Raw genomic sequence first — 25324 nt, forward strand, 5'->3', positions numbered from 1 at the left:
TTAGTTCATGCGAGTAAGTTCGATTAATACTTAATGACACGAGCCGAGCTTTAAAACTCTAATGGATCAACATCAATCGCCCATCTCACTTTAGCGGCGATGGCTTGACCTCGTAATTGACTTACCAAGTTTCTAAGCAGCTTTTGCAATGCAGCCCTATTGCTTGTTTGCATTAATACGTGGCCGCGCTCCATGCCTTTTAAGCGTTCCATTTGTGGGCGGATTGGGTCATATACTGTGACATCATTGCTAAATCCTCGCGCTAATTTGAAGGCATGATTTAAAAATTGTTGTACCAATTGAAAGTCATTCGCTTCTGCACGCAATAACGCCATAAACACATAAGGCGGGAATTGCACTTGCTCGCGCTCTTGTAGCATGGCATTGGCGTAGCTCACATAATCTTGGCTGCGCAGGGCGTTAAATAATACATGCTCTGGAAACTGCGTTTGAATAATGACTTGCCCAGCTTTATATGCCCGACCTGCACGCCCAGCTACTTGCATAAGTTGCGCAAACAGGCGCTCACTCGCTCTAAAGTCTGGGCTATGCAACGCGCTATCCGTATCAATCACGCCAACCAAGGTCAGATTTGGAAAATCATGCCCCTTGGCGAGCATTTGTGTACCCACCAAAATATCAATTTCTTGATTGTGTACTTTATCTAAAATCTCGACCAAAGCATTTTTTCGGCTGATGCTATCGCGGTCAACTCGGGCGATTCGCGCAGTAGGTAACAATTGCGCCAAGGTTTGCTCTAGCCTTTGCGTGCCGTGCCCTGTTGGGTGTAAATCTGCATTGCCGCAACTTGGACATTGCAACGGAATTTTTTGCTCATGCCCGCAATGATGGCAGCGCAGTTTTCGTTGGCCTAAATGCACCACCAAGCGGCTACTACAACGCATGCACGGCGCTATCCAATGACAAGCGGAACATAACAAAACGGGTGAATAACCACGGCGATTAATAAACAATAAACTTTGTTCTTTACGCGCTAGCCTGAGTTTTAACGCAGCAATCAATTGCGGCGTTAAACCCTGTTGCAGATTCACTTTTGTCGTATCAATACATTCAATGTTAGGCAACTGCGCCGCCGTAACCGCACGCTGATTTAAGCTAAGTAAATTATATTTATTTGCAGTTGCATTATGCCAACTCTCTAGCGCGGGCGTGGCAGAACCTAGCACAACGGGAATATTCAAACGTTTAGCGCGCACCAAAGCAATATCACGTGCATGGTAGCGCATGCTGTCTTGCTGTTTATAAGAACCATCATGCTCTTCATCAATAATAATGAGCTTTAAATTAGGTAAAGGCGTAAAAATTGAAAGCCGTGTGCCGATGATGATTTTAGAAGCGCCTGATTGCGCCATTTGCCAATGATGTAAGCGTTCACTCTCGCTCAAATTGCTGTGTAAACTGACTAATGGAATTTTGGCGAAGCGGCTTCTGAAGCGAGATTCTAGCTGTGGCGTAAGATTAATTTCTGGCACTAGCACCAATACTTGCGCATCTTTATCAGCCAAAAAATGTTGCATCAACCGAATATAGACTTCAGTTTTTCCGCTACCTGTAATGCCATGAAGTAGCCATGATTTGAAGCTGTTTGCAGCTTGCACAATCTGCTCAACGGCGTGCGCTTGCTCATCATTCAAATCTGGCTCGGTAGCTGATGGCTGCTCCAAAACGCGCAAGTCTGCCTGTACTTGTTTCGCCATTGCCCAACCATCGGCAACCAACTGCTTTGCTGATTTACGTGCGCTACTCGATATTGTATCCAGCTCAACTTCCGTCAACATTTCAGACGCTTGCAAAGCCTCAAAGACGCGGCGCGTAACCATTTGGCGCTTAGGAATTTGCTCAATGGTTTGCATGCGACCAAAATCCGTTAACTGATAGGCATATTGTTTACGTGAAACCGCTGGCGCTATTTGTCGTAACCTTGAGGGCAGGGCAGATAGCAAAGCTTGCCCAAACGGATACTGATAATAATCCGCGCTAAACTTAATCAAATTTAACGTTTCAGTATTAATTGGCAACTCATCGGCAAATACCTGCGTCACCGGCTTGAGCTTTTCTATCGGAAATTCGCTAGTTTCAGCAAAGCCCATCACAATACCAATTTGGCTTCTACGGCCAAATGGCACAAGTACGCGCTGACCAATTTGCGCAGCTTGACCACCACTTAAATAATCAAATAAGCGATCTAATGGCACATCTAAGGCAATTTTTAGGATGGATTTGGGCAAAGTTATGTTTAGAAAATCAACTGATTAAAGTAAAAATGGCGACAGTAGGTTAAAATAGCGGTTTTAGCATGTTATGCAACTATTGTGAAAACACATCTTACCCAATTACTGACCGCAGCCGCAAAAACTATTGCGCCTGAATTTGAAGCGACCATTTTACTTGAACGCCCAAAATCTGCCGAGCATGGCGATTTTGCAACTAATTTGGCTTTGATTTTAGCTAAACCGCTTAAACAAAATCCGCGTGCAATTGCCACACAAATTCTCGAAGCATTGCCAGCCAGTGACTATATCGCGAAAACTGAAATCGCGGGCGCAGGATTTATTAACTTCTTTTTAAATGCGCAATCGCAACAAGCTGTTGTGAACGACATTTTAAAAACTGGCGCGAACTTTGGTCGTAATAATGTTGGTCAAGATGAAAATGGTAAGCCTCAGAAAGTACAAGTTGAATTTGTTTCAGCCAACCCGACTGGCCCACTACATGTTGGTCATGGGCGTGGTGCGGCAGTAGGCGATTGCTTGGCGCGCCTGTTAGATGCAAACGGCTGGGATGTCACACGCGAGTTTTATTACAACGATGCTGGCGCGCAAATCGATAATCTGACGATTTCTGTATTAGCGCGCTGCAAAGGTATTCCAACCGACGATGCCAGCTTCCCAGAAAACGGTTATCGTGGCGACTATATTATGGACATCGCCAACGCGTTTCTTAACAAAGAAACTGTAACGGCAGATGACATGCAAGTGACTGCAAACGGTGATATTAGCGATGAAGATGCCGTGCGCACGTTTGCTGTAGCGTATTTGCGCCATGAGCAAGATTTGGATTTAAAAGCTTTTCAAATCAAGTTTGATGTATTTTCATTAGAAAGCGCGCTCTACTCAGAAGGTAAAGTTGATGAAACCGTTCAAGCGTTAGTTAAAAGCGGTCACACTTATGAGTTGGACAATGCTTTATGGCTAAAAACCACAGACTTTGGCGACGATAAAGATCGTGTGATGCGTAAGTCTGAAGGTGGCTACACATATTTTGTACCCGATGTCGCTTATCACTTAGACAAATGGAATAGGGGATTTGTACGTGTAATTAACGAACAAGGCGCTGACCACCATAGCACCATTACCCGAGTGCGTGCTGGTTTACAGGCTTTAGATGCAGGAATTCCAGACGGCTGGCCTGATTATGTATTGCACCAAATGGTGACAGTGATGCGCGGCGGCGAAGAGGTTAAACTGTCAAAACGCGCGGGTAGTTATGTGACGTTGCGAGATTTGATTGAAGAAGTAGGCTGTGACGCAACCCGTTACTTTTTAGCGGCGCGTCGCTCTGACTCACAATTAGTGTTTGATATTGATTTAGCAAGAGCGCAAACCAATGACAACCCTGTGTTCTATATTCAATATGCGCATGCCCGTATTTGCAGTGTATTAACCCAATGGGGCGGTGTTGCAACGCAGTTAAATGGTGTAGATTTAAGCCCGCTTAATAATCCGCATGAAACTGCACTGATGCAACGTTTAAGTTCATACCCTGAAACCGTTGCCAATGCCGCTACTGAGCTTGCGCCGCATGTAATCGCCAATTATTTAAAAGATTTAGCGAGCGATTTGCATAGTTATTACAACGAATATAAGTTTTTAATTGAAGATGAAACCGTTAAACTAGCGCGCTTAAGCTTGATTAGCGCAACACAGCAAGTGTTAAAAAATGGTTTAGATTTACTTGGCGTAAGTGCACCCGAAAAAATGTAATACAAATGCAAGGACATTAGAAAATTATGAGTAGAGATTACAAACCAAGCCCAGAAAGAACAAAAAAAAGTAGCAAAGGCAATCCTTTTTTAACGGGTCTATTAGTCGGCATTTTGTTAGGTATAGCGGCATCACTCAGCGTTGTGATGTTTATTAAAGGCGGCGATAGCCCATTTGGCGAGCAAATCGAAAAAGAGCCTAAAACGCCATTGGCGGATAAAATTATTGCGGACTCTAAAGCTAAAGCTGCAAAAGCCGCAGCAGAGAAAGAAAAACAAACAGCCGCAGATAGCAATGAAAACGGGGACGACAAAACACGTTTTGATTTTTACACGATTTTGCCGGGCAGTGAGAGTAAAGTAAGCAAAGAAGAAGAAAATAAAATCAAAGCCACAGATCAGCAACCCGTTGTTCAAAAAAGCTACTTTTTACAAGTGGGTGCTTTTCAAACAGATGAAGAAGCAGATAATTTGAAAGCTAAACTTGCTTTGCAAGGGTTTGAGGCAGTAGTTCAGACCGCAACTATCCCTGACAAAGGCATTTGGCATCGTGTGCGAGTAGGTCCGTTGAGTGATTTAGACCAAATCAATAAAACCAAAACAGACTTAATCAGCAACGGCTTTAACGCTGACTTGATTAAAGTAAATAACGAAAATCAGTAGTTAGACAAGTCACTATAAATATTGACTATAATTTCTTGGATTGAATTGTCAGCCAAACGTATAGTCACACGTTGGTATGCAAATGAGCATAGAAGTATCAAGCATTAATTTAGATAGTTAATAAAACAAAGTTAAAAGGAATGTTAAATATGAAAAAATTGTTGGCCGCATTAATGTTGTTAGCCTCATTCAATGTGTTAGCAGCAGATCCACAGCTGGGTCAAGAGTTCGATAAAACCGCAGAAATCATCAAAACAGACAATCCAGCTAAAATTGAGGTGACTGAAATATTTTGGTACGGTTGTATCCACTGCTACCACATGGATCCTATCCTTAACGCATGGGTAAAAAAATTACCAGCAGACGTAACATTCAAGCGCGTACCTGGCTTGCCTAATCCATCTTGGGCGCCTATGGCAAAAGCTTTCTATGCCATGGAAGACTTAAAATTATCTGACAAATTGCACACCGCTTTGTTTGATGCCATTAACAAAGAAAAATCACTAGATCCTACCAATGAAGCAGCAGCCATTGACTGGATGACTAAAAAAAGTGGCTTAGACAAAGCAAAAGTTGAGGCCGCATTTAAATCATTCTCAATGAATAATAAATTAAACCAAGCGGCTAATTTCTTCCGCGCAACTGGTGCAACTGGCGTGCCTAGCTTTATTATCAATGGTCAGTTCATTACATCTAGCACAATGGCTGGCGGTAATGAACAAGCGCTTAAAACGGTTGATTATATTGTAGGAAACGTTCGCGCTAGCAAAGGAAAGACTCCAGCAAAAAAGTAGTTGAAGAGTCAAACTGGTTAACGTCCTTTTTCCATAGAATGTTTAATCGGTGATTTTTACAAGATTTTAGTAACCAATTAACCCGTTTCTGCCTCTTGGTATAAACGGGTTTTTTACGTCTATAATATTTATAGTCATTCACAAACCTTTGCAACTACAGAACTTTGCACAAGGGTTCAATTTCAATTACGCTCATCATCAAGGCTACACAATGAAAGTTTTTATCACAGGCGCCTCCAGCGGCATAGGCGAGGCACTCGCCATAGAATATGCTAAACGCTATGAGAATGAAGACACCACAATCGGCATAGTTGCCAGACGTAGTGAGCACTTACAAAACCTGCAATCTAAGCTACAAAATATCTACAAAGTTAAGTGCGCCATTTACCCGCTAGATGTTCGGGACAATGTCGCACTAGCCAACGCTGCTAGTGATTTTATGCAACAACATGGCACACCAAACATTGTAATTGGCTGTGCGGGCGTGAGCCGAGGCACGTTAACCGAACATGCTGAGGACATCGCCGCCTTTCAAGCAATTATGGATATTAACGTGATGGGATTGGTGCATACCTTTCAACCGTTTATTGCCGCTATGCGTCAAGCAGGGCAAGGTCAATTAGTCGGCGTTGCAAGTGTCGCTGGCATTCGCGGTTTGCCAGGCGCAGGTGCTTACAGCGCAAGTAAAGCCGCCGCCATCAGCTATTTAGAAAGCCTACGTGTAGAAATGGCGCAACACAATATTGCCGTCACCACCATTGCACCAGGCTATATTCGCACACCGATGACAGACGTGAATCAATACAAAATGCCATTTTTAATGGATGCAGATGTATTTGCAGGTAAGTTTGCCAATGCCGTTGAAAACAAACGCCGCTTCTGTGTGATTCCATGGCAAATGGGCTGGGTGGCAAGATTTATGCGCTTAATACCACCATTTCTATGGGATTTTGCCATGAAAAAAGCGCCTCATAAGAAGCGCTTAGATTGGGATTGGTTGTAAATAATAAAAAATCACCTGCCCTGCAAGCCAATATCCATGAGGCTTTCAGGGCAAGTTATTTAAAGTTTCAGCGTGCGATTGGTTTATAACGAATACGTTTAGGTTTCGCGCCTTCTTCACCCAAGCGTTTGCGTTTATCGGCCTCATACTCCTGATAATTTCCGTTAAAGAATGTCCATTGTGATTCGCCTTCTGCGGCTAGTATGTGCGTCGCGATACGGTCTAAGAACCAGCGATCATGTGAAATCACCAATACGCAGCCTGCAAATTCTAGTAAGGCATCTTCTAGCGCACGTAAAGTTTCCACGTCTAAGTCATTTGATGGCTCATCGAGTAATAACACGTTGCCACCTGAAATAAGCGTTTTAGCCAAATGCAAGCGTCCACGTTCACCCCCTGAAAGCTGACCAACGATTTTTTGCTGGTCGCCGCCTTTAAAGTTGAAGCGACCAATGTAAGCGCGTGATGGTGTTTCGTAACGGCCGACGGTAAGAATATCTGAGCCACCTGAAATTTCGTCAAATACGGTTTTGGCATCGCTCAGTGCATCACGGCTTTGGTCTACATAGGCCATTTTAACGGTTTGGCCGATGTTTACTTCGCCGCTATCAGGGGTTTCTTTGCCTGTAATCATTTTAAACAGTGTAGATTTACCCGCGCCGTTTGGGCCAATAATGCCGACTATCGCACCTGCAGGCACACTGAAGCTCAAATTATCAATCAATAAACGGTCTTTAAACGCTTTGCTCACGCCATTAAATTCAATAACTTGGTCGCCCAACCGCTCACCTGCGGGAATAAAAATCTCCTGCGTTTCGTTACGTTTTTGGTATTCGGCACTGGCTAATTCTTCGTAGCGGGCAATACGTGATTTACTTTTGGCTTGGCGTGCTTTTGGGTTTTGGCGCACCCACTCTAACTCGGTATTCAAGGCTTTGCGACGTGAAGACTCTTGTGACTCTTCCAACGCCAAACGCGCTTGCTTTTGATCTAACCAGCTTGAGTAATTGCCTTTCCATGGAATACCATGGCCGCGGTCTAGCTCTAAAATCCACTCAGCCGCATTATCGAGGAAGTATCGATCATGCGTTACCGCCACCACAGTGCCTGGGAAGCGCACCAAGAACTGTTCTAGCCATTCCACAGACTCTGCATCCAAATGGTTGGTTGGCTCGTCTAGCAGCAGCATATCCGGCTTAGAAAGCAATAGTTTACATAAAGCCACACGGCGTTTTTCACCGCCTGATAACGGGCCAATTTTTGCATCCCAAGGCGGTAAACGCAGCGCATCTGCGGCGATTTCTAGTTGCGTAGTTAAGTCGCTACCGCTCGCCGCAATCATGTTTTCCCACTTGGCTTGCTCTTCAGCCAGCTTGTCAAAATCTGCGTCTGGTTCAGCATAAGCCGCATACACAGCCTCTAGCTTGGCTTGCGCCTCCATCACTTCACCCATGCCTGATTCAACTTCTTCACGCACGGTTTTTTCTGGGTCTAATTGCGGCTCTTGCGGCAAATAACCAATCGTCATATTGGGTTGCCATTGCACTTCGCCCTCAAACTCTTTATCCACGCCCGCCATAATGCGCAGCACGGTAGATTTACCCGAGCCATTTAAACCCAACAAACCAATTTTTGCACCTGGGAAAAAAGATAAAGAAATATCTTTAATAATAGTTCTTTTAGGAGGAACGATTTTGCTCACGCGGAGCATAGACATTACATATTGAGCCATGATGGTGATTTACTAATTTAAAAAATGAAAGCTTAACAGAAAGCAGGGATAGATGCTCGCTATCAGTCACTCAGAGCATTCCTTATGAGTAATGTAGGTATAATGTGCCAACAATAAAAGGCAGCAATTAAATGGCAATTAAATCCACAATTTACAAAATCGATCTGCAAGTTTCAGATATGGATCGTAATTACTACCAGCAACACAATTTAACCATTGCTAAGCACCCATCAGAAACCGATGAGCGCGTGATGGTGCGGGTAATTGGTTTTGTCATGTACGCCAATGAAGCATTGACGTTCGGCAAAGGCTTAAGCGATGAGGAAGAGCCAGATTTATGGCAAAAAGACCTCACTGGCGCCATCGAATTATGGATGGATGTTGGCTTACCAACTGAAAAAGATATTCGCAAAGCGGCAGGGCGTGCCAAGCAAGTGGTTGTAGTGCTTTACGGTGGACGAGTGGCGGATATGTGGTGGGCGGCTAACAGCAAAGCCTTACTTAAAACCAACAACCTCACTGTGATTAATTTACCTGAAACAAAAGAACTCGCCAATATTGCACAGAAGGGCTTTAATATCAGCTGCACCATTCAAGATGGGCAAATGATGGTGGGGCATGACGGCGGCACTTTAGACATTACGCCTGTGATTTTGAAAGCACCTAGTAGTTACTAGGCTCTTACTGATTCTGCATTATGAAGGCAATTTTTGAACTATGGCTCATGATCAACCATAATAAAGTTGTACCCTAAAAGCACTCTTAAGTCATTGATTGTTAGTAATCATACTTCAGAGCATAAAAAATAAAGTTGTATCGTGAATAAGGTATCGCAGCAATACGTCGCCGAAAAAACACATAATAAAGTTGTATCGTGACTTTTGCTGAACCCGTCAATTTATAAAAGACTATTTCTTTGGATAAAAGCCAGATCTTTCGCCACCAAACTGAATAGGATTGATGGTAGTTAGCAGATTTTCTGGTACCTTTTCATTCTCAAGAATAATGACTTGGCCAGGGCCTTCCCAATTGGCCAGCCAAGAATAAAAACCATCTCTGACTGTTGATAATGGAACTTCAATCTGCTCTTTTGATTCTGGATCAGCATAGGCTTTGAGCGGGGAGTCAATAACAACAAATCCCAAATGTGGGTGATTATTCTCCATAGAGAACTTAAGTAAAGAAATTGAGAGTGCGGTGAGAAACAGAGCTCGACGTCCCGCACCATAACTTAACCTCGCTCTCTCATTAATATACAAATCACAGGACTCAGTATCTAATCGAACCGTTTTCACATCTGCAAGACCCCAGCCATCCAATAAATCTTTTGCATATTTTGCTACAGTAGTCGATGCAGCGAGTGCCTCTCGAAGAACTGGTACAGATTTTGAGCGTTTTACGTCTTTCAATCGTTTAATTTCTAACTCTAATCGCTCAATCTCTTCTAACAAATTCAGTTGAGAGGATAGTTCGCTATGACGTATAGCCAATTCTCTTGGATCGCTACTAAACTCAACTTTAAGGCTGTTTATCGCATCACGTTCAAACTTCTCAAGTGCTACTAATTGCTCTCGCTCTTGATTGGAAATGTCTGTATACGTTTTCAGTCTGCGATTTTCTTGATCAATAGAGTGCCTCAGCCCTATTCGAAGTGCTTGTATTTTTTCTGCTTCGGCCGCCACTGCTGCCCTATATTTTTTGGGACTTTCAATCTCTAAATCTAAATGTTGTCCATGCTCCTTTAACGCTGATCCACAAATCGGGCATGGCGTTGAATCCAGAGATTGATAATAAGCTGTGCCTTCGTTAATCGCGCCAAGTCGATCTAAGTCACTTTGATACTTTGAGTCCAATAAATTAAAACGTTGCAACATGGCTTCAGATTGGATTCGTGCAGCCTCTGATAAATTGAGTTCAGTTATAGACTGTGTTATTTTCTGACGAGTATCTCTTAATAGTGCGGCTCTTGCATCATACTGGCGAGTAACAGCTTGAAGTGTCTCATCAACTCTAGATAATGCAGACACCACATCTGCCTTTTCTAAATCAGCAGGTATTCCAGCATTAGCTCTTTTGATACCTTCTTCAGCCGCAAAAATTCTACCCGCTATTTTATCTTTGTCTGACTTTGACTGTGCAAGCACAATTGCACTATCGTCTTTGCCAGTTAAAAAAACATGAAATGCAGCAACGCGTTGAGTTCTATCAACGTGATTTGATCCACTTGTTGGATCCTCACTAATCATAGACGGTTGGGATAATAAAAACCAATGCCGAAGGTCTCCGCTCGTAACGCCGCCTTTTTTGCTAACTGAGCGCATTGTTTGCATATCTGCGGCTCCAGCCAACCTCACTATCAAATCATTTAGATCGTCCTCTATCGGGGTTAATTGCTCAGGTGCCGTCTTATTATTTACACTATCGATAGAAACACCACCTCCTCTTAAACCACGGGTAATGATGTAATCTTCATCACCACTCGTTATTTCAAGAGTTAATGTATTGTAGCCTTCATCTTCTGGTACAGTTTTTGGCTGCTTATCACCACCAAGCATATACCAGAGACAATCTCTGATATAGGATTTACCCGTATCACTAGGGCCGCGAATGAGACAGTGCGAATTGGAAAAATTGATTTCAGCATCAGCCTTATCTGGTCCTTTGGAAATAATACGTTTTAATACTATTGCCATAGCTTTAACCCTTTAACTCAAAGTTTTCAATTTCAGCACCCCATCGATGCCCCTTATCTGAAAACATTTGCGTAAGTTCCAATGATTCTATATTTGCAAAGCGGTTTGCAGCCCAATTGCAACGCTCTTCAAGCTCTCTAAAATACGGTGACGCAAGAGAACCAACTAGCGCGAAGGAATCTTTGCCTGCCAAATATGTTATGCCCTTTTCGTCGAGCTGGGCTTCAACGAGCCCTCGCATCATCATTAAATGTAGGCCTTGTTCAATTAATGTTCTCCGACTTAATAACTCGCCCCCTCTAAAAGGAACTGGAGTGTGTAAGCTGGAAGGTCCTTCTAAATCTCCAGAATAGACAATTGCATAATCAAGAAGAACTAACTTTTGAAGATCTGCTCCAGTCGGGCGAAGTGAATAAAGCAAATAAACCATTCTTAGCCCAAGCTCAAATGGGGAGTTGAAAACTAATGGAACGGAACTTTTCATTTTACCCATTTAATTTTCTTCTCATTGACCAGATGGTGACAACTTCCAGGAAGGTCACCAGGGCGCATTGTCGGGTGTAACTTACTATCATTAAGAGTCAATGATGATACTTGTGTTACGGCGGCACTCAGTCGGTCTAACCCATTTTTGTGCTTAGGATGACTGACTGTACTACGGATGCCTTGATGCACCATCGTTAAAAGTCTTTCAAATTCGTTTGGATATATATCTCTGCTAAAGCGTTTGAGGCCTTCTGCACAATAAAACTCGCTACGACAATCCATTAGATGCTCTGAGTAATCTGAGGATGCTATTACCTCACCGAACGTCATAGGCTTTCCTACATCCTCTTCATAAACTTTGACTAATTCATTGATGTAAACTTCCTCTTCTATCGAAGGATTGGTAGGTGCTGAAGGATCGTCTCCACGAACTGGTGTAATATGAAAAAGCTTGAAGTGATTTACTTGATCTGCGGAATGTAGCTCTATTAACTCCCTAACTAACACTTCTCGAATATTTTTAAAATCAAAAGCCTCAATCTGGGCAAGAGTGTCAGGCGTTTTCCATTTTGCTTTACCTTTTAAGCCAGTTTTTTCTGATTCCCAATCAGCCAAAAATCTTTTTTTGAATTCATCTGGTTTGGCTAGTAAATCATGGAGCTCTGGACCCGTGTTTAAAGGGGCGCAGATAAAGTAATAACGAGGGCGGGGAAAGGTGCCCAATCCCAAATGCCAGAAAAACTTAGCTAACTCAGGAAAAAAGTCTGAAGGTGCTAATTGGTTTTGATAGTGTTTTGCTTGGTATAAGTCCCACTGATCAATTATTAAATCAGTGGTTAACCTCGCCTCAACATCTCTGCCTGCATCTCCAGGGCCACCCAGTCGCTTTACATTAACATAGCCCTTATTTTTATCTAATAAGCAGCATGCCTCGATAAAAGCTTCCCACTGTTTATCACTGAACTGTTTAACCTGAACGGAAGGTGGAAATGACCCTGCTGAAATTTCGAGTTTATTTTGTTGCATAAATTAAATTATTTTTAAGCATTCTTACTCATCTTTGTTAGGGCAGAAATTAAATAATATTTAATAAACTAAAATCCACTTTTGAGGAAACTTTCTTAATTTTCAACAACACCTCACATGATAACAGTAACATAATACATATCATGCCTGACAGACCCTGCTTTTAGTACGTCTTAGTATCCAAAATTTAACATCATTGATGCCACAATAATGAAAAACACCTACCAAGAAAAATTAAAAAGATCTGCCAAAAATTTCCATAAAAATAGCCGTGGAGAACACTTTTCCAACGGACTCATTGTACGGCATCAATACGATGAAGAAAATATGACTAAACTCTCATGGTGGGATGATGTTGGTTTCATACTCAATAGTTATCTTGTACAGGTTTATTGGATACATCCTAGAACGGCTTACCGAGATAAAGCTGAAAAGGAAACACATAAAAAAATAGCTCACTTAGAAAGTGGTATAGATGATTATTTGAATACCGCCGAACCAAACTATGTCAAAGTCGGTACATCCAGAAAGAAAATAATCAGCCACACTTTAAATGGGCCGCTACTTTCAAGTGATTGGACTGCCGCCTTTGATGCAACCTATGCAGAAATCATCCATGATGCAAACTATCAGATTGTGCCATTTATTAAGACTAAGTGGATGGCACATAGCCGGTTTGTAAAGTTATGTGCGCCTATTGAAGTGCGAAATGAACAAGATCTGAAAATTGTAGCCAATCTAGTCAAAAAACTACTCAAACGCGAAACCACTTTAGAAAAAGAATTTCCTGGCTACGTTTACACCAAAGACAACTGGATCTCTGATAATCCTTGAAAAGTGAATACCTGTTAGGTATATATAATTTATTCAGGCCGCGGCAAATTCAATTTATGCATAAGTTTCACAGCCCAAACCTCCAGTTGGCCCTCATTGTTAACACTCTTACGCGGTGTCAGCATTTTGGGTAATCGTTCACAGATGCATTTACTTTTCAGCTTCTCTTCAATCTCGACATCCCAATGCCCACTAGAATCTATGAGCCCATCCAGCGTTTCCTTGATTGATGATTCAAACTGTTCAAATGGCAAAATTTCTTTGAAATGAAGTGCCATTAGTGACAAAGCAATTTCTCCAGTACGCTCAACATCAAGCAAAACTATCGGGGGCTTCGTTGGCGCATAGATTGAGACTACGAGCGCTAAACGTGGCATTCTGTTCGCCATTGAAAAAACTCGTCCTCCTTTTAGCTGACAAAGTGACATCGCAAACTTGGTGTCTGTTAACCGTTTAGCCAAAAGTTTGATTACCTTCTCCAAGGCATCTAAATCGCCTAGGTATTCCCAAGAGGCAGGTATCAACAATTTAAATTCAATAGGTGGTAACGCTCCCTGTGAAGACTGCTCGCCAGCACTCACCCAAACCGTTTCATGTTTCTCTTTATATTCCCTAGTATTCTTTTGCTTGTTGGCTTCCGATGCTTGTTTATCTTGCTTAATCAAAACTTTCTCTACAGGAATAATCTGATCAAAACTTGATTGTTTGAATGTGTTATTTACAGATTTCTGCTGCTGGCTTGCCTTGCTACCATCCTGCCCATCGTCAAAACGATAATCATAAATCACCTTTTCCTGCGGTGTATCAGTTGAATTCTCGTCTGGATCTCCATCTGTGCCAGAGCCAGATTCAGTAGACTTGGTATTTGGTGCAGCCTGTTTTAAAGAAGGGTGTCCGTAATACAATTTATCGCACGGCAGCACTTTTCCACTCAAATGTAATAACTCCAGCACCAACCACTGATTACCATGCTGAACCCCACGAAAACGCCAATGAGAATCTTTCAACGGAGGCGGTGTGAAGGTCAGGTAGTCTTGATCTTTGCTTTGGATATGAACGCTATCCCAAGATTTTCGTGCATCAGGATCCACGGCTAACCAAGCGAATTCTTGCGCAAATTGGGATGACAGCGAACTCTTAGGCATTTCCGCAGTAAAGTTAATCGTTAGCTCAGCGTAATGCCCTGGCATTTCTGGACTAAATAAAGACATAATGCCTGATGGTCGCATCAAAGAATTCGCAAGCGTTCGGTTATGCAAAAACAGGTAACGAATCAGCTCTATGGTTGGAATTAATATCTCAACATCTCCAGCCTGATATTTAAATAATCGTTGCACACCAACTTGCTTATCATTGAAGGAGTAAAGCACTTTCGGTATCTCTGCCGATGTAATCTCTTTATAATTTGATACGTCTGGGATTAAAGCTGATCCCATGATTCCTTTGGCAGACAATGTCATCAATTTACCAGCGGCATACGCCTGACCTAGCGTCAAAATTGGTAGCATACCAATCGGTAGCAACCGCATGTGGAAATTCCCATCAATGACTTCTCTCAATACCGCTCGGATAAACCATGCATCCTGCTTACAGACCAAGCCAGCGAGCCAATGCAACTCGGTGTGTTGCGGACCAATATCAAACTGAGAAATATAGAGGGAACTCATGCTGCTTTCTGCGAATACAAAATACGGTTTTCTAAAGCTATCTGTACAAGACCAGATGAGGTTGGCTTTAAACCAGCCATTCGCATCACTCGCCATGCCACAACAGGAAAATTACTCTCGTCTAACTGGGTAATTGCCCAGTCGATCCGCCTAGATTGAAAATCCTCGGTAGTCTCAACAATTCGACCAAGATACGTCATGGTGTGGGGTAGTTTGTGAGTGCGTTTCAGTATCCAGCCCTTTTTGTCAGCGCGGCGTTCCAACTCGGCAAGGGTCACTCTGACCGGAGGTGCTTTTTTCCTGATTGCATGCTCCAGTTTTTTTAGTTTAATCACCCATTCTCGGTCGATGCATTTCCAGTCTTTACGCGCCAGCCTGTTCGCTGAAGGATGGCTTTTAATTAAGTTTGGCACTGGTGCAGTTTTAGTGCTCTTATGGACGACAGCCCTTAATACTTTCTTTTTATAAGGTTTTGATTTCCATGGTGTGGATATACCCAGATCATCCGCCAGCCGCACCACTGTTTTTGGATCAAGTTGAAGCATGCGTGCGGTTTTACGTAATGCGGTTCCAGAGCTGACCAAATCGCGCAACACAGGCTCTAGTAGTGGCCCATAATTTTGAAAACGCGGCGAGCCTAATTGACCCGTTTTTTGGTAAAACCAGCGCGTATAAACATACCCACAATCGCATGAAAATACACCTACCGTTTTCCCATGGTTGGCATGTTGCTGAATAGCTTTAATTTGAAGACTGCCATAATGGTCAGCTAATGGATTGAGGCAAGGCCATGGGCCGTGCCCAAATATGGGTTGCCTAGCAACATGTTGATCCAGAAAGTCCCGAAGGAGCAGGTGATAAAGTGGATGATTTGCCTTACGGTGCTTACGCACCATCGATGCTAACCAATCATTGGTAAATTCATTGTCTTCCAGAACACCGGGGAAATAGTCCAACGACTGTCCATAGTAACTTCTAAACTCCTGATTCAATAACGGCTGATTCATCGTCACCATTGATTTACTTAGTCCAGCGCTTACCATCTGGTTGCGATAGAAGCTTGTCCAACTTGCAAAAGATCTCGATGGTACTGACTGCTTTAGAAGATTTGCACTATGTATTGCTAACCGATGCAAATGCTTAAGCACTTTTTGGTTAGGTTTATCGTTGATTAATACAGAAGGTGCATTAAAGGGACAGTTTATTCTGGTAGCCGCTACAAATTCATGACGGCTTTGTGAGGAGATGCTGACTATACTTTCCTGTAATACAACCCCATGATCAGGGCAGACCAATACACTGTCTAACTGATGATCACGACGCCAATACAACTCCCCATGCTGTACCTGCATCACATCAAGACATTGATGACAAAAACGCAATCGATTAACTCGGTTGATTCGAAAGGCCGCCAAGCCAAGGCGGAGATAGACCCCCTCAATTTCTCCTTTAGCTATCGCCTGCCTGATGGTTTCCTGAATGGCCGGTGGCTGAAAAGCCAGATAATATGGAACCAGCGTCAGGTGCTCGATCATATAAGCGACCGTCAGTTTGCGTTGTGGTGGGATACGATTAGCCAGCGCTTGTAAGTTGCCTGGGAGGTCGAAAGCGGCCACTGTTTTTCTGTTTCCAAATAGCGACTCTAGCGTTAGGGCAACTGGTGGTAAACCCATATGAAGATGGTATCTGGCGAGGACGCTATAAAGCAGTTCACTTGGATAGATAGAGGGAAAATAGGCAAGCATCAAGAAATCAGGCGGCAAAATCTAAAAGAGGAGGCTTCACCATATTTGCCTGCAATAAAGCCTCGTACGCTGACAACCCTTTATCACGTCCTAATGCAGTGATGTGGCGCAAATCGTTGGCTGGCAGTTCATCAAACTCTGGTTTTGCAGTGTTACTGGGCTTTGTTCGAGCGATTTTATTTTTCGGTATGACAGTCAGTTTCTCGGAAATTGTCGCCATTAATAACAATGGATCTGCTGAGGGGTGTTGCAACATCGCCTCTTGGATCAGGACATTGGCCACATCAGTTGCCACGCCCAGAGACTGAAGGGTAGAAAGCATAACAGTCTGTGTATTCGCCTCAGATTCAGGGACTGATTGAGCCTCCGTTTTTTGAGCACTTGTTTCTGTAAATGGATAAGTGACTAACCCATTTTGTTGTATGGCGTCATACATGAGCTTATCTACGTGCACTTGTAACGGAAGTAAGTCATCGTACTTTTGCAAAGCATGTTGATCACCTGCCCGTAAAGCATCTAGCATCGGACGTACAATCTTAAAATCCTCCTTAGCCACTCGTCTAAGGAGGGCCTCAGTCAGCGCTTCTGGTCCAGCTTTAACTTCACGAATGGAGATAATTCGCATTTGCGCTAACATGATTAGCTTCACAACAATATCAATAATGCCTTGGCTTTCATCGTAAAGGACTGTCCGGATTTCCTCTGTCAAAGGTGTCTGTTCACTAGTCCACTGATATGACCATAGTTGATCGATAAAATACCGCCAAGCATTATTATTCGGCATGGCATCCCATATCAGCGAACCCAACCCATTGGCTCTTCTGGCTTGCCTGAAATTCTCCTGCAGCATTGGAATTGCACTCAGCGTTCCGATTATAATCACTGGAATTGCAATCGTATTAACGAGGGTGACCAAGAAATTCAGTAGTGCATCTGGGCCCATCTTGGTTTTATTGAGATGTTGTATTTCGTCAATCACCAATACCCCGATGGCATGCAGATTAGCTACATGCGCCATGTGCACCATCATTTCATCAACACTGATGCGGTTACGCCCGTAAATACTCAGATAATTCGTTCCTATCAGACGATCAACTGCTGAGAAGAAGTTGATGCAAAGCTGTTTAGGTGATCCTTGCGAAGGGCAATCCAATTTGAGCCAGACAATCTGAATCAGACTGAAAGGTTCAGTATGCTCAATGCACTGTTTGTATTGCATCAGAACCCGCTCAATGCCTTTTGATTTACCATTCCCAGAACAACCGACTAAAGCAAAACTATTCGCCGTGTTCTCCACCGGATGTTTAGTAGGCACATGTAACGATTTAGCTTGTATCCGTTCAGTACCATTCTGCAAATGGCGAATATAGTCATGGGTCAAAGGATTTCGGCCAATATATCCCTGACGAAGCAACATACCAAATCGATCCGCGAGCTGAATTTGGCGCTCTAATGGTTCAAAATATCGACCAAGCCTTAACAGGCAGTGCTTACGCAAATGTGATGGATAACTGCGTTCCTTCTCGTCAAAACTAGGTTTTTGAGCAAGGGCGTCTAACAAATCTCGTTGTGAAAGCAGTGGCGGTAGCTTTGCGATGAATGGATTCTCAAGATATTCTGGCAACATCAGCTCTGGTAATTTATTGTTTTGCATCACCATCCTTAGATTTGGTTGCTAAAATTTCCGTGATGTCTGGCTCGCCGTAATCATCCTCAATCACACCAGGGAAAGGCACAATAGTTGCAGTACTGGAAGATTTCACTGACTGTGACGAATGTTTATTTCCTAGATGAAACGCTTCAGGCTGTCGATTGGCTGCTTTTTCTTCAGCCCGATGGGTTCGGATATTTTTGGTTCGACTAGCCGCGCTTTCCGCATTGGCTTCTGGTTGTTGAATAACGGCCGTCTGCACAATATTTTGGATATTCGCAGCCAGATCGGCTGAGGCTAACTGCTGCTTAGGTTGATGATTGGCCGAGATATGACGTTCGGTATTTTGTTGTTGTTCAATTTCCCAAGTAGACATTTGTCGATATGAGCGACTTCGTTCGGTCATCTGGCAAACATGAAATTGCATGGATAAAGACGCATCATGCAAATAGATCTCATCCTGATCTCGCGGATCATAAGAAACATTGACTTTCCAGTTACCCTTTTGACGAGCGCGGTCAAACCAGTGCTCTTGTATCGCTTTTTGGCAAGTATAGAAAGTGCCATGAAAACGAATGCCGTTAAGTGTTACGGTCGCTTGTTCTACAGGTAGCAAACTAAATCTAACTAAGTCTTCAGGATATGCACGTAAGCTGCCACTGCTATTTGCAATGCCCCATTCCCAAAGGTCTATCGGAACAGTCGCAATACTATCAGCAGCAATATTGTGATCTTTATCGTAGCCTTCAATCTGATGATGATTGTTATAGTAAAGGGCGCATTCAATGATAATTTTTGTGAACTGATCTAAATCTAGCACCGCATCTAACCGGTAATCCTTACCACCACGAATCCTGTAATCAACGTCAATATAGCCTGGCACATAAGGTTTAAATTTAGAAGGAAGTAATTTAAAACGTTGCTCTACGATGCCTTTCCAATCTGCCCGATATGCAGCCGCATTTTCAACGGTTACATTGAAACTATTGATTAACATTTCAATGGCACTGGCCTCGATTTCACCCCGATCGCCTAGCAAGGTTGCAGGAAGATAATGACAAGGCCATTCCTCTGGCTCAATGATACGTCCAAATTTTTTACAGAACGCTTGTTTATCTGAGGCAGTGTTAGCCAAAGCCATCATGGCACCCACCCAAGACGGCCCCTCCAAACCAACATAAATACCAACGATCATCCTGCTAAATGTATCAATTACTACATAGAGCACTGGACGGCCAATGATTTTGTTGCGATTCAACCGTGACACGAGAAATACATCCGCGATAGTAGCGTCGATTTGATACCTTGCCCCTGGCCCCCAAACTTCCGCGGTCGATGTTCCAATCAGCCCACGAAAATCTTTGTCATAAACGCGTGGTGTCATGCGCTTACGCGCTATTTCAATACGATCATTGTCTTGATCTAACCAATAATTAAATTGAGCGAATGTAGGAAACCCAGTCTCAGCAACGTCCATGTTGGGGTAATGCGTAACCATGCCAGTATCTGGATTGATTGACCTCTGACAGAAAAAATCCTTAATCATCTCGTTAAATGCACCTTTGAAGGTGAATTTTTTATCTGAAACATAGTATCGGAGTACCGCCACACGAAACACCTTCCTAATTTCAGGGGTGACATTTAGACCCGACTGGTCACCGTATATCCTTGGCCGACCACGCTTAACTCCATCCTTAGTATCACGACTTTTGCCTTTTCCTCCAGAATTTGCATAATCAGGTAATAGCGCGTTCATGGTCTGACTGCGTTGCCAATAGCGACGCATCTTTAGGTAAATTACCTTATGTGTTGAACCGCTTTTCTCAATGCTGTCTAAAACTAATCCCCAACGTTTATCAGCCGCATAAATAGCGGGTTCATTCGTAACTAACTCTTGAATCAACTCCCAAGCATCTTTTCGAATTTTTTTATGTTTTTCCTGCAACAACGACTCATTCACAATACAAGAGTAAGGATCAGTAGAAAGTCGTTGCGCAATGCCTGTCATTAAATCGTCCTCTAACGCTGCTATTTGTTGAATTTCAGGCATGGCTTTAGGTGCATTAATGTCGATTATGACTGCATAAGGATGCGTTGGATGTTTCCATAAAATACGTACGACTTTCCCCGTTCCCTTGTATTCAATACAATCGTTTCTTAAAAGTATCATGCTGTTCTCCTAAGAGAACCAGTAGTCGAGTTGACGCCAATAGCGTCAATGGAGGAGTTAATATCAAATCGGGCATCTAAATCCATACTGATCACCTTGTTTGCCGCAAGATGGCGTAATGTTGTAATCACTTCACCCGTCGCAAATCCTTGCGAATTCTCCATATAACGAATAAATTGCTTGATACTCATAGTATTTGCTTGGGAGATGCAGGCTAGCAATCTGGCACATCTATCTTCCCAATAACCTTGATAGGATGAAACCATATGCTCTAAAGATTGCAGCTCATGCAACCAGCGCAGGTTCTTAATACGCTGCACGGGCAAGTCAATATCTATAATCAAAGCCCAATCCACACCCTTGATTTCCCAATAGCGGCGCTCAATTTCCTGTTTTTCTAGAGTTCTTTTGTCTTCTAATTCCCCATGCGGTTTAACTGAGCGTGCAATCATCTTTTTTTCAGCGCCGTCATCCAGGTCAACCAAAAAATCCGTCGTCATAACAATGTCTGTGCGAGTATGTGGATCAATCGGATGAGCCACTCCCATCTCAGCGGCAATACGTCTAGTTAGGTCTCGATCAAGCGGAAATTGCTCCCGTATGTCGGTAACCTTATCTGACCAGTCGAGCATTAAAAACACGGCCGTTTCATTGTCTGAGAGTAAATGATGTTCACGCTGAGTTTTGCGACTATGAATACGAGTTGAGCGGCCATGAGATGACACATCTTGAATCGTTAGCCATGGCTGATAGGCACTTCCACTCCCTTGCCCACGACCTTCTTTCAGGAATCGCGTTATCTTTGCCTCATCAAAGCCGTATCTACGTTTTGCCATATCTTTGTTCTCTGCTCGATTTAATTGCATAGCGATATGGATTGAAAATAACCATCCCCATCATGCCTGCAACCTTTTTTATTATTTAAAGAGGTAAATTTTTTATTTTGACCGGCTTATAGGAATGTATGAGAAGTACCATTCACCGTAGTATTTTCGGTCTTCAAAATGCTGGTACATCCATCTAAAATTCTTGGTTTTATAAGGTTTTGCTGCGGATAAACTATAAACCCCCATCACGCCACCGCTAGGGGCTTCAATAATTCCCCAGCCCTCTCTTTGCGTGACTGGGTCTACATACATCTTACGCAGATAACGTCTTGGTTCAGGGAATCGATCATCCCTCAATAAGGCCTCTAAATTCGGCGGATATTGTTTAACAACACCAGGTGTTTGATTGTAATAATTACCAATTGCCTTACGGATACAATCGCCAACTTTGAGTAACTCCTGCTCTCTTTCTCGCTTTCTTGCATCACTCCACTTTGTGCCAGCTTGAGCTAGAGCAAACCCAGAAACCATAATCAAGACCAGTAAGCCTATCAATATATAACCTGACTGACCCTGGTCGAAATATCTGACTTGATGATTACCAATCAACATAATGACTACCATCAGATGCAGTCTCTTGAGATCCGCTATGAATGTCGTAAATCACGCCTTTCACCTCAATATCTAGTGGCGGAGAAAATACCCAAGTTGCGGCGCTTTCTGTGATTGGATCTTCAGGTATTGTTCGCAGATATTTGAATTGCACTAGTTCTTCGAGTGAATCAGGATATGCATTTTTATCGCTGTAGAATTTATCAAGCGCTTCTCGCATGGTGGCTAAATCATGTTTTAAAATGGTTTCTTTGGAACGACTAATCGAATCAAAATAGCGCGGGGTCACCAAACTGAGTAGCAAGGCGATGATGGTCAGCACTACCAGCATCTCGATTAGCGTGAATCCATTTGTAATGTGATGTTTTTGCATTACCACTCGCTATAAGGCTGCTGATTGATGCCAGCTTCATGTGAAAGTGAATACACATCATAGACATCGTCACCTTCCTCTGGCTTGTCAAATGAACTGGTATAACTGCGCTTTCCCCATGTATCTTCTGCAGCTATCGCTGAATCTGCTGAAAATGGATCTCGAGGAATATTGCGCATAAAGAATATTTTTCGTTTTTTAGGGTCTTGAGTATTCTCAACACCGCTTACCAGTATCTGCAACGAGGCAGGATAACCTGATTGTTCAACTGACTTTTTGATGATGCCATCATCAGCTGCCTGTTTATATGCATCTATGGCATCACGGATCTGCCAGAGTGACTTTTTCAGCTCCTGCTCTTTATTGCGTTTGGCTGACAGCTGCATTAACGGAGCTGCAGAAGTAATCAGTAGCGCCAATAAAACCAAGGCGACCAACAGCTCAATAAGCGTAAACCCAGTAGCCTTTTTGGATGAAATCAACATGACTTATGCGCGGCTTATGGGTTAGGTTTTACACTAGGGCTATTTGTCTCTATGCCCGGCTGCAATAGCTGGTTAGAAAAACTTTCATCTAACTTTGCACGCTCAGCCTGTATGGCTTGTGGTGTTTGTACGGCTACGGGTTCTGTCGCTATAGGCACTACCGCTTCGGCTTGTCGTGCGGCTTGGTTGCCCGTGCCTGACACATGACTAACCCCTGATGGGAACAGCGTATAAACAGCATTTGCGGGGGCAATATTATGCAAAATGCGTGGCGTAATCAGTAAAACGATTTCGTTCTTACGCCTGTCATTATTTTTATCAGAAAAGAGTTTGCCAATGATTGGCAAACTAGAGAGTCCAGGTACTTTATTCGAGATACGCTGACTATCATCGCGGAATAAGCCTGCCAGAATTTGTGTTTCGCCATCTTTTAATTGCAAAATGGTATTCGCGTTACGACTACCAATAGTGTAAGCCAGCACCCCTGAATCAGTTCTGACTTGATCGGTCACATTGCTAACTTCTAAACCCACTTTAATGCTCACCAGATTTTGTAGCAGGATGGTGGGCTCAACGTCCAGCTTAATCCCAACATCAATATAGCTCACCGTTTGTGAAACAAAGCCTGTGGAATTAGCGATACTGGTAAGTACAGGTATTTTATCGCCCACATGAATTTTAGCTTTTTCTCTATTTTTAACGCGGATTTGTGGGTTTGCCAGTAAATTGGTATCTGTATCTTGTTTCAATAAGTTCAGTGCCAAAACTGGGTCGCTCACACTAAACACACCTAAGCCTGAGTTAAAGTTTTTAAGTTCCGCGATGGTTAGCCTACCTGGCGTTGTATTGACAACCCCATTAGTAGTGCTTGATTGACCCTGTACACCAACGCTGACTTGCGTTGGATATTTAATACCGATTGCCTCCAAATTCTTACGATTGATTTCCATCACCACCACTTCCAGCATCACTTCTGGCACAAGCATGTCTTGCGATGCAATAAGCTTCTCTGCCACCTGAATCGCCTCAGAAGTATCACGCATAATGAGCGTATTAAGCTGTTCATCAATGTAAATATCTTTAGTTTTAACCACCGTTTTAATCATATTCATGGCGCGTTTGGCATCCATGTTATTCAAGTAAAAACTGCGCACAAACTGCTCTTGATACTCTTGGCTACGGCTCAATGGATAAATCAACAAAGTGTTATCGTTTAAGGATTTTTTGGCCAGCTGATTAGACGTTAAAATCACCCCAATGGCATCCTCAATCGTGGCATTACGCACAAAAATACTGGTTTTTAGGTCTTCGCGTAGTTCCTGATCATAAGTAAAGTTGATATTGGCTGTTTTACCAATCAGCTCAAACACCGTTTTAATTGGCACATTCTTGAGTTCTAAAGTGATGGTTTTTTTGAAAGCAGATTTAATCTGTGGCACGGCTGTGGTTTTTTTGTTGCGTTTGTCTTCAATGCTTTCGAATAAAGCGCGCGCCCCTTGATCATTGGCATCTTCCGCCAATATTGCTCTCAGCAAATTTTGCGCTGACTCATCATCTTGTTTATTCACCGCACTTTGAGCATTGGCAAGCATCATGGCATGATTTTGCACTAAGGATAATTGTCGCAATCTCTCCTGGGCACGTTGATTATCTGGCACGAGTAGCAACACTTGCTTATAACCAGCTTCCGCATCACTGAATAATTTTTGTTGAAATTTATTTTCAGCATCCTTGAGCAAATTAGCAATCTGAAAATCTTGCTGCACTTTAAGCATGGTGCGGTATTGCGCATTTTCAGGATACGCATCTACCAATTGTTTAAGCTTGGTAATGCCAGCCTCAACCTCACCGTGACTAATCAACTGTCTTGCAGACTCATAGGACTGATCGGCTTGCGCTTGGCTGTCTAAGCCTTGATTCTCATGGTTTTGCTTCACTTGCATGCTGCTTAAACTGGCACAGCTCGTCATGAGCATTAACACTGCTGACAGAAATATGTATTTTTTAAAATCTTGTTTATTCATAGAAAATCTCAACTTAATGCTCCAATTTGCAGCTGTATTTCAATTTTTGAAGGAATATTTTTTAGGGTCATTACAGGTGGGGTTATTGACTTAACCTGCCACATTTCTTCAATCACATCCCCAGATTTAACGGCATGGTTCTTATCCCCATCGATTAAGAAAACAATCACCTTGCCGTCTTCTACCAATTTTCCTGCATATACAAATGGGTTAACTACCGCCTGCACCACTGACTCAGAGGCATTTTTATCAGACATATTTTCTACTGCAATATAAGGTGTAAAAATGTTTCGTGGTTCTTCAGTGATGATTGGGCGTTGCATCAATAAAGCACTTGAGTCTATCTGGCTTTCAGCTTTCGCTTGAACAACCGGGGAAGGGTGGCTTGTTCTTGTTGTGCGATTGAAAGTCGGCGCAACGTCATTAGCCACATTCGATTGACTCTCTTTTTCTTCGGACTGAGAAACCCAAGCCGTGGCGGCTAGCGTCAATGCCAAAGCAATCCATACACCGTATTTTTTAATCATCCCCATCGA

The 25324-nt window shown here is 42.9% G+C and carries 21 protein-coding genes; 6 read left to right on the forward strand and 15 right to left on the reverse strand.

Annotated features, from left to right (window positions below; translation table 11 throughout):
* Nucleotides 1-50: 50 nt before the first annotated feature.
* Nucleotides 51-2249: a primosomal protein N' gene (locus PSV17_RS05715; protein WP_300480519.1), complete on the reverse strand. Its 2199-nt coding sequence runs from the start codon at nucleotides 2247-2249 to the stop codon at nucleotides 51-53.
* A gap of 84 nt (nucleotides 2250-2333) precedes the next feature.
* On the opposite strand from PSV17_RS05715, the gene argS reads away from it, so the two are divergent.
* The 4 genes from argS to PSV17_RS05735 all read left to right on the forward strand — a co-directional run bounded on the left by argS (nucleotide 2334) and on the right by PSV17_RS05735 (nucleotide 6463).
* Entirely contained in the window at nucleotides 2334-4004 is a 1671-nt protein-coding gene (gene argS / locus PSV17_RS05720) for an arginine--tRNA ligase (protein ID WP_300480522.1), read from the forward strand.
* A gap of 26 nt (nucleotides 4005-4030) precedes the next feature.
* The gene (locus tag PSV17_RS05725; RefSeq protein WP_300480525.1) at nucleotides 4031-4666 is read left to right on the forward strand and encodes an SPOR domain-containing protein; all 636 of its coding nucleotides are present in this window, start codon (nucleotides 4031-4033) and stop codon (nucleotides 4664-4666) included.
* Nucleotides 4667-4815: 149 nt separating this feature from the next.
* Nucleotides 4816-5460 (forward strand): thiol:disulfide interchange protein DsbA/DsbL, encoded by a 645-nt coding sequence (locus PSV17_RS05730; RefSeq protein WP_300480527.1) that lies wholly within the window; start codon nucleotides 4816-4818, stop codon nucleotides 5458-5460.
* A 211-nt stretch (nucleotides 5461-5671) separates the two neighbouring features.
* Nucleotides 5672-6463: an SDR family oxidoreductase gene (locus PSV17_RS05735; RefSeq protein WP_300480530.1), complete on the forward strand. Its 792-nt coding sequence runs from the start codon at nucleotides 5672-5674 to the stop codon at nucleotides 6461-6463.
* 67 nt (nucleotides 6464-6530) lie between these two features.
* Here the strand turns inward: PSV17_RS05735 and ettA are convergent, their stop codons facing one another.
* Entirely contained in the window at nucleotides 6531-8195 is a 1665-nt protein-coding gene (gene ettA / locus PSV17_RS05740; RefSeq protein ID WP_300480532.1) for an energy-dependent translational throttle protein EttA, read from the reverse strand.
* Nucleotides 8196-8326: 131 nt separating this feature from the next.
* Here ettA and PSV17_RS05745 point away from each other — a divergent pair, with 131 nt between their 5' ends.
* Nucleotides 8327-8872 (forward strand): YaeQ family protein, encoded by a 546-nt coding sequence (locus PSV17_RS05745; protein ID WP_300480534.1) that lies wholly within the window; start codon nucleotides 8327-8329, stop codon nucleotides 8870-8872.
* Between the two features lie 231 nt (nucleotides 8873-9103).
* Here PSV17_RS05745 and PSV17_RS05750 read toward each other — a convergent pair whose 3' ends face one another.
* The 3 genes from PSV17_RS05750 to PSV17_RS05760 are packed head-to-tail and all read right to left on the reverse strand — an operon-like array spanning nucleotide 9104 to nucleotide 12400.
* A complete protein-coding gene (locus tag PSV17_RS05750; RefSeq protein WP_300480536.1) occupies nucleotides 9104-10888 on the reverse strand; it encodes a hypothetical protein in 1785 nt (594 codons plus the stop codon).
* 4 nt (nucleotides 10889-10892) lie between these two features.
* Nucleotides 10893-11381, reverse strand: a complete 489-nt coding sequence (locus PSV17_RS05755) for an ABC-three component system middle component 2 (protein ID WP_300480539.1) — start codon at nucleotides 11379-11381, stop codon at nucleotides 10893-10895.
* On the reverse strand, nucleotides 11369-12400 hold the full coding sequence (locus tag PSV17_RS05760) for an ABC-three component system protein (RefSeq protein ID WP_300480542.1): 1032 nt from the start codon (nucleotides 12398-12400) through the stop codon (nucleotides 11369-11371). Before PSV17_RS05760 ends, PSV17_RS05755 begins: the two co-directional genes overlap by 13 nt.
* A 210-nt stretch (nucleotides 12401-12610) precedes the next feature.
* Here PSV17_RS05760 and PSV17_RS05765 point away from each other — a divergent pair, with 210 nt between their 5' ends.
* Nucleotides 12611-13234, forward strand: coding sequence for a hypothetical protein (locus PSV17_RS05765; protein ID WP_300480544.1), 624 nt, complete (start codon nucleotides 12611-12613; stop codon nucleotides 13232-13234).
* Nucleotides 13235-13263: 29 nt separating this feature from the next.
* Here the strand turns inward: PSV17_RS05765 and PSV17_RS05770 are convergent, their stop codons facing one another.
* The 10 genes from PSV17_RS05770 to PSV17_RS05815 all read right to left on the reverse strand — a co-directional run bounded on the left by PSV17_RS05770 (nucleotide 13264) and on the right by PSV17_RS05815 (nucleotide 25315).
* Nucleotides 13264-14901: a hypothetical protein gene (locus PSV17_RS05770; RefSeq protein ID WP_300480546.1), complete on the reverse strand. Its 1638-nt coding sequence runs from the start codon at nucleotides 14899-14901 to the stop codon at nucleotides 13264-13266.
* Entirely contained in the window at nucleotides 14898-16646 is a 1749-nt protein-coding gene (locus PSV17_RS05775; protein ID WP_366910432.1) for a TnsD family Tn7-like transposition protein, read from the reverse strand. Before PSV17_RS05775 ends, PSV17_RS05770 begins: the two co-directional genes overlap by 4 nt.
* Before the next feature lie 7 nt (nucleotides 16647-16653).
* Entirely contained in the window at nucleotides 16654-18300 is a 1647-nt protein-coding gene (locus tag PSV17_RS05780; RefSeq protein ID WP_300480552.1) for an ATP-binding protein, read from the reverse strand.
* The gene (locus PSV17_RS05785; RefSeq protein ID WP_300480554.1) at nucleotides 18287-20467 is read right to left on the reverse strand and encodes a transposase family protein; all 2181 of its coding nucleotides are present in this window, start codon (nucleotides 20465-20467) and stop codon (nucleotides 18287-18289) included. The genes PSV17_RS05780 and PSV17_RS05785 overlap by 14 nt, the downstream gene beginning before the upstream one ends.
* Nucleotides 20464-21303, reverse strand: a complete 840-nt coding sequence (locus tag PSV17_RS05790) for a TnsA endonuclease N-terminal domain-containing protein (RefSeq protein WP_300480556.1) — start codon at nucleotides 21301-21303, stop codon at nucleotides 20464-20466. Before PSV17_RS05790 ends, PSV17_RS05785 begins: the two co-directional genes overlap by 4 nt.
* 102 nt (nucleotides 21304-21405) lie before the next feature.
* Nucleotides 21406-21918, reverse strand: coding sequence for a type II secretion system protein (locus PSV17_RS05795; protein WP_300480559.1), 513 nt, complete (start codon nucleotides 21916-21918; stop codon nucleotides 21406-21408).
* The gene (locus tag PSV17_RS05800) at nucleotides 21893-22279 is read right to left on the reverse strand and encodes a prepilin-type N-terminal cleavage/methylation domain-containing protein (RefSeq protein ID WP_300480562.1); all 387 of its coding nucleotides are present in this window, start codon (nucleotides 22277-22279) and stop codon (nucleotides 21893-21895) included. The genes PSV17_RS05795 and PSV17_RS05800 overlap by 26 nt, the downstream gene beginning before the upstream one ends.
* Nucleotides 22279-22764, reverse strand: a complete 486-nt coding sequence (locus PSV17_RS05805; RefSeq protein WP_300480564.1) for a type II secretion system protein — start codon at nucleotides 22762-22764, stop codon at nucleotides 22279-22281. The genes PSV17_RS05800 and PSV17_RS05805 overlap by 1 nt, the downstream gene beginning before the upstream one ends.
* 14 nt (nucleotides 22765-22778) lie before the next feature.
* Nucleotides 22779-24788 carry a secretin N-terminal domain-containing protein gene (locus PSV17_RS05810; protein WP_300480565.1) on the reverse strand — a complete coding sequence of 670 codons (2010 nt, stop codon included), beginning with the start codon at nucleotides 24786-24788 and terminating at the stop codon, nucleotides 22779-22781.
* An 8-nt stretch (nucleotides 24789-24796) separates the two neighbouring features.
* Nucleotides 24797-25315 carry a hypothetical protein gene (locus PSV17_RS05815; protein ID WP_300480567.1) on the reverse strand — a complete coding sequence of 173 codons (519 nt, stop codon included), beginning with the start codon at nucleotides 25313-25315 and terminating at the stop codon, nucleotides 24797-24799.
* Nucleotides 25316-25324 lie beyond the last annotated feature (9 nt).

Origin of the sequence: Methylotenera sp., from assembly GCF_029946165.1 — a bacterium.
Classification (GTDB): domain Bacteria; phylum Pseudomonadota; class Gammaproteobacteria; order Burkholderiales; family Methylophilaceae; genus Methylotenera.

Bases quoted from the DNA above. Each gene is read 5' to 3' on its own strand.
- PSV17_RS05725 (WP_300480525.1), top strand. From the start codon at position 4,031: ATGAGTAGAGATTACAAACCAAGCCCAGAAAGAACAAAAAAAAGTAGC.
- PSV17_RS05730 (WP_300480527.1), top strand. From the start codon at position 4,816: ATGAAAAAATTGTTGGCCGCATTAATGTTGTTAGCCTCATTCAATGTG.
- PSV17_RS05735 (WP_300480530.1), top strand. From the start codon at position 5,672: ATGAAAGTTTTTATCACAGGCGCCTCCAGCGGCATAGGCGAGGCACTC.
- ettA (WP_300480532.1), bottom strand. From the start codon at position 8,195: ATGGCTCAATATGTAATGTCTATGCTCCGCGTGAGCAAAATCGTTCCT.
- PSV17_RS05745 (WP_300480534.1), top strand. From the start codon at position 8,327: ATGGCAATTAAATCCACAATTTACAAAATCGATCTGCAAGTTTCAGAT.
- PSV17_RS05750 (WP_300480536.1), bottom strand. From the start codon at position 10,888: ATGGCAATAGTATTAAAACGTATTATTTCCAAAGGACCAGATAAGGCT.
- PSV17_RS05755 (WP_300480539.1), bottom strand. From the start codon at position 11,381: ATGGGTAAAATGAAAAGTTCCGTTCCATTAGTTTTCAACTCCCCATTT.
- PSV17_RS05760 (WP_300480542.1), bottom strand. From the start codon at position 12,400: ATGCAACAAAATAAACTCGAAATTTCAGCAGGGTCATTTCCACCTTCC.
- PSV17_RS05765 (WP_300480544.1), top strand. From the start codon at position 12,611: ATGAAAAACACCTACCAAGAAAAATTAAAAAGATCTGCCAAAAATTTC.
- PSV17_RS05770 (WP_300480546.1), bottom strand. From the start codon at position 14,901: ATGAGTTCCCTCTATATTTCTCAGTTTGATATTGGTCCGCAACACACC.
- PSV17_RS05775 (WP_366910432.1), bottom strand. From the start codon at position 16,646: ATGCTTGCCTATTTTCCCTCTATCTATCCAAGTGAACTGCTTTATAGC.
- PSV17_RS05780 (WP_300480552.1), bottom strand. From the start codon at position 18,300: ATGCAAAACAATAAATTACCAGAGCTGATGTTGCCAGAATATCTTGAG.
- PSV17_RS05785 (WP_300480554.1), bottom strand. From the start codon at position 20,467: ATGATACTTTTAAGAAACGATTGTATTGAATACAAGGGAACGGGGAAA.
- PSV17_RS05790 (WP_300480556.1), bottom strand. From the start codon at position 21,303: ATGGCAAAACGTAGATACGGCTTTGATGAGGCAAAGATAACGCGATTC.
- PSV17_RS05795 (WP_300480559.1), bottom strand. From the start codon at position 21,918: ATGGTAGTCATTATGTTGATTGGTAATCATCAAGTCAGATATTTCGAC.
- PSV17_RS05800 (WP_300480562.1), bottom strand. From the start codon at position 22,279: ATGCAAAAACATCACATTACAAATGGATTCACGCTAATCGAGATGCTG.
- PSV17_RS05805 (WP_300480564.1), bottom strand. From the start codon at position 22,764: ATGTTGATTTCATCCAAAAAGGCTACTGGGTTTACGCTTATTGAGCTG.
- PSV17_RS05810 (WP_300480565.1), bottom strand. From the start codon at position 24,788: ATGAATAAACAAGATTTTAAAAAATACATATTTCTGTCAGCAGTGTTA.
- PSV17_RS05815 (WP_300480567.1), bottom strand. From the start codon at position 25,315: ATGATTAAAAAATACGGTGTATGGATTGCTTTGGCATTGACGCTAGCC.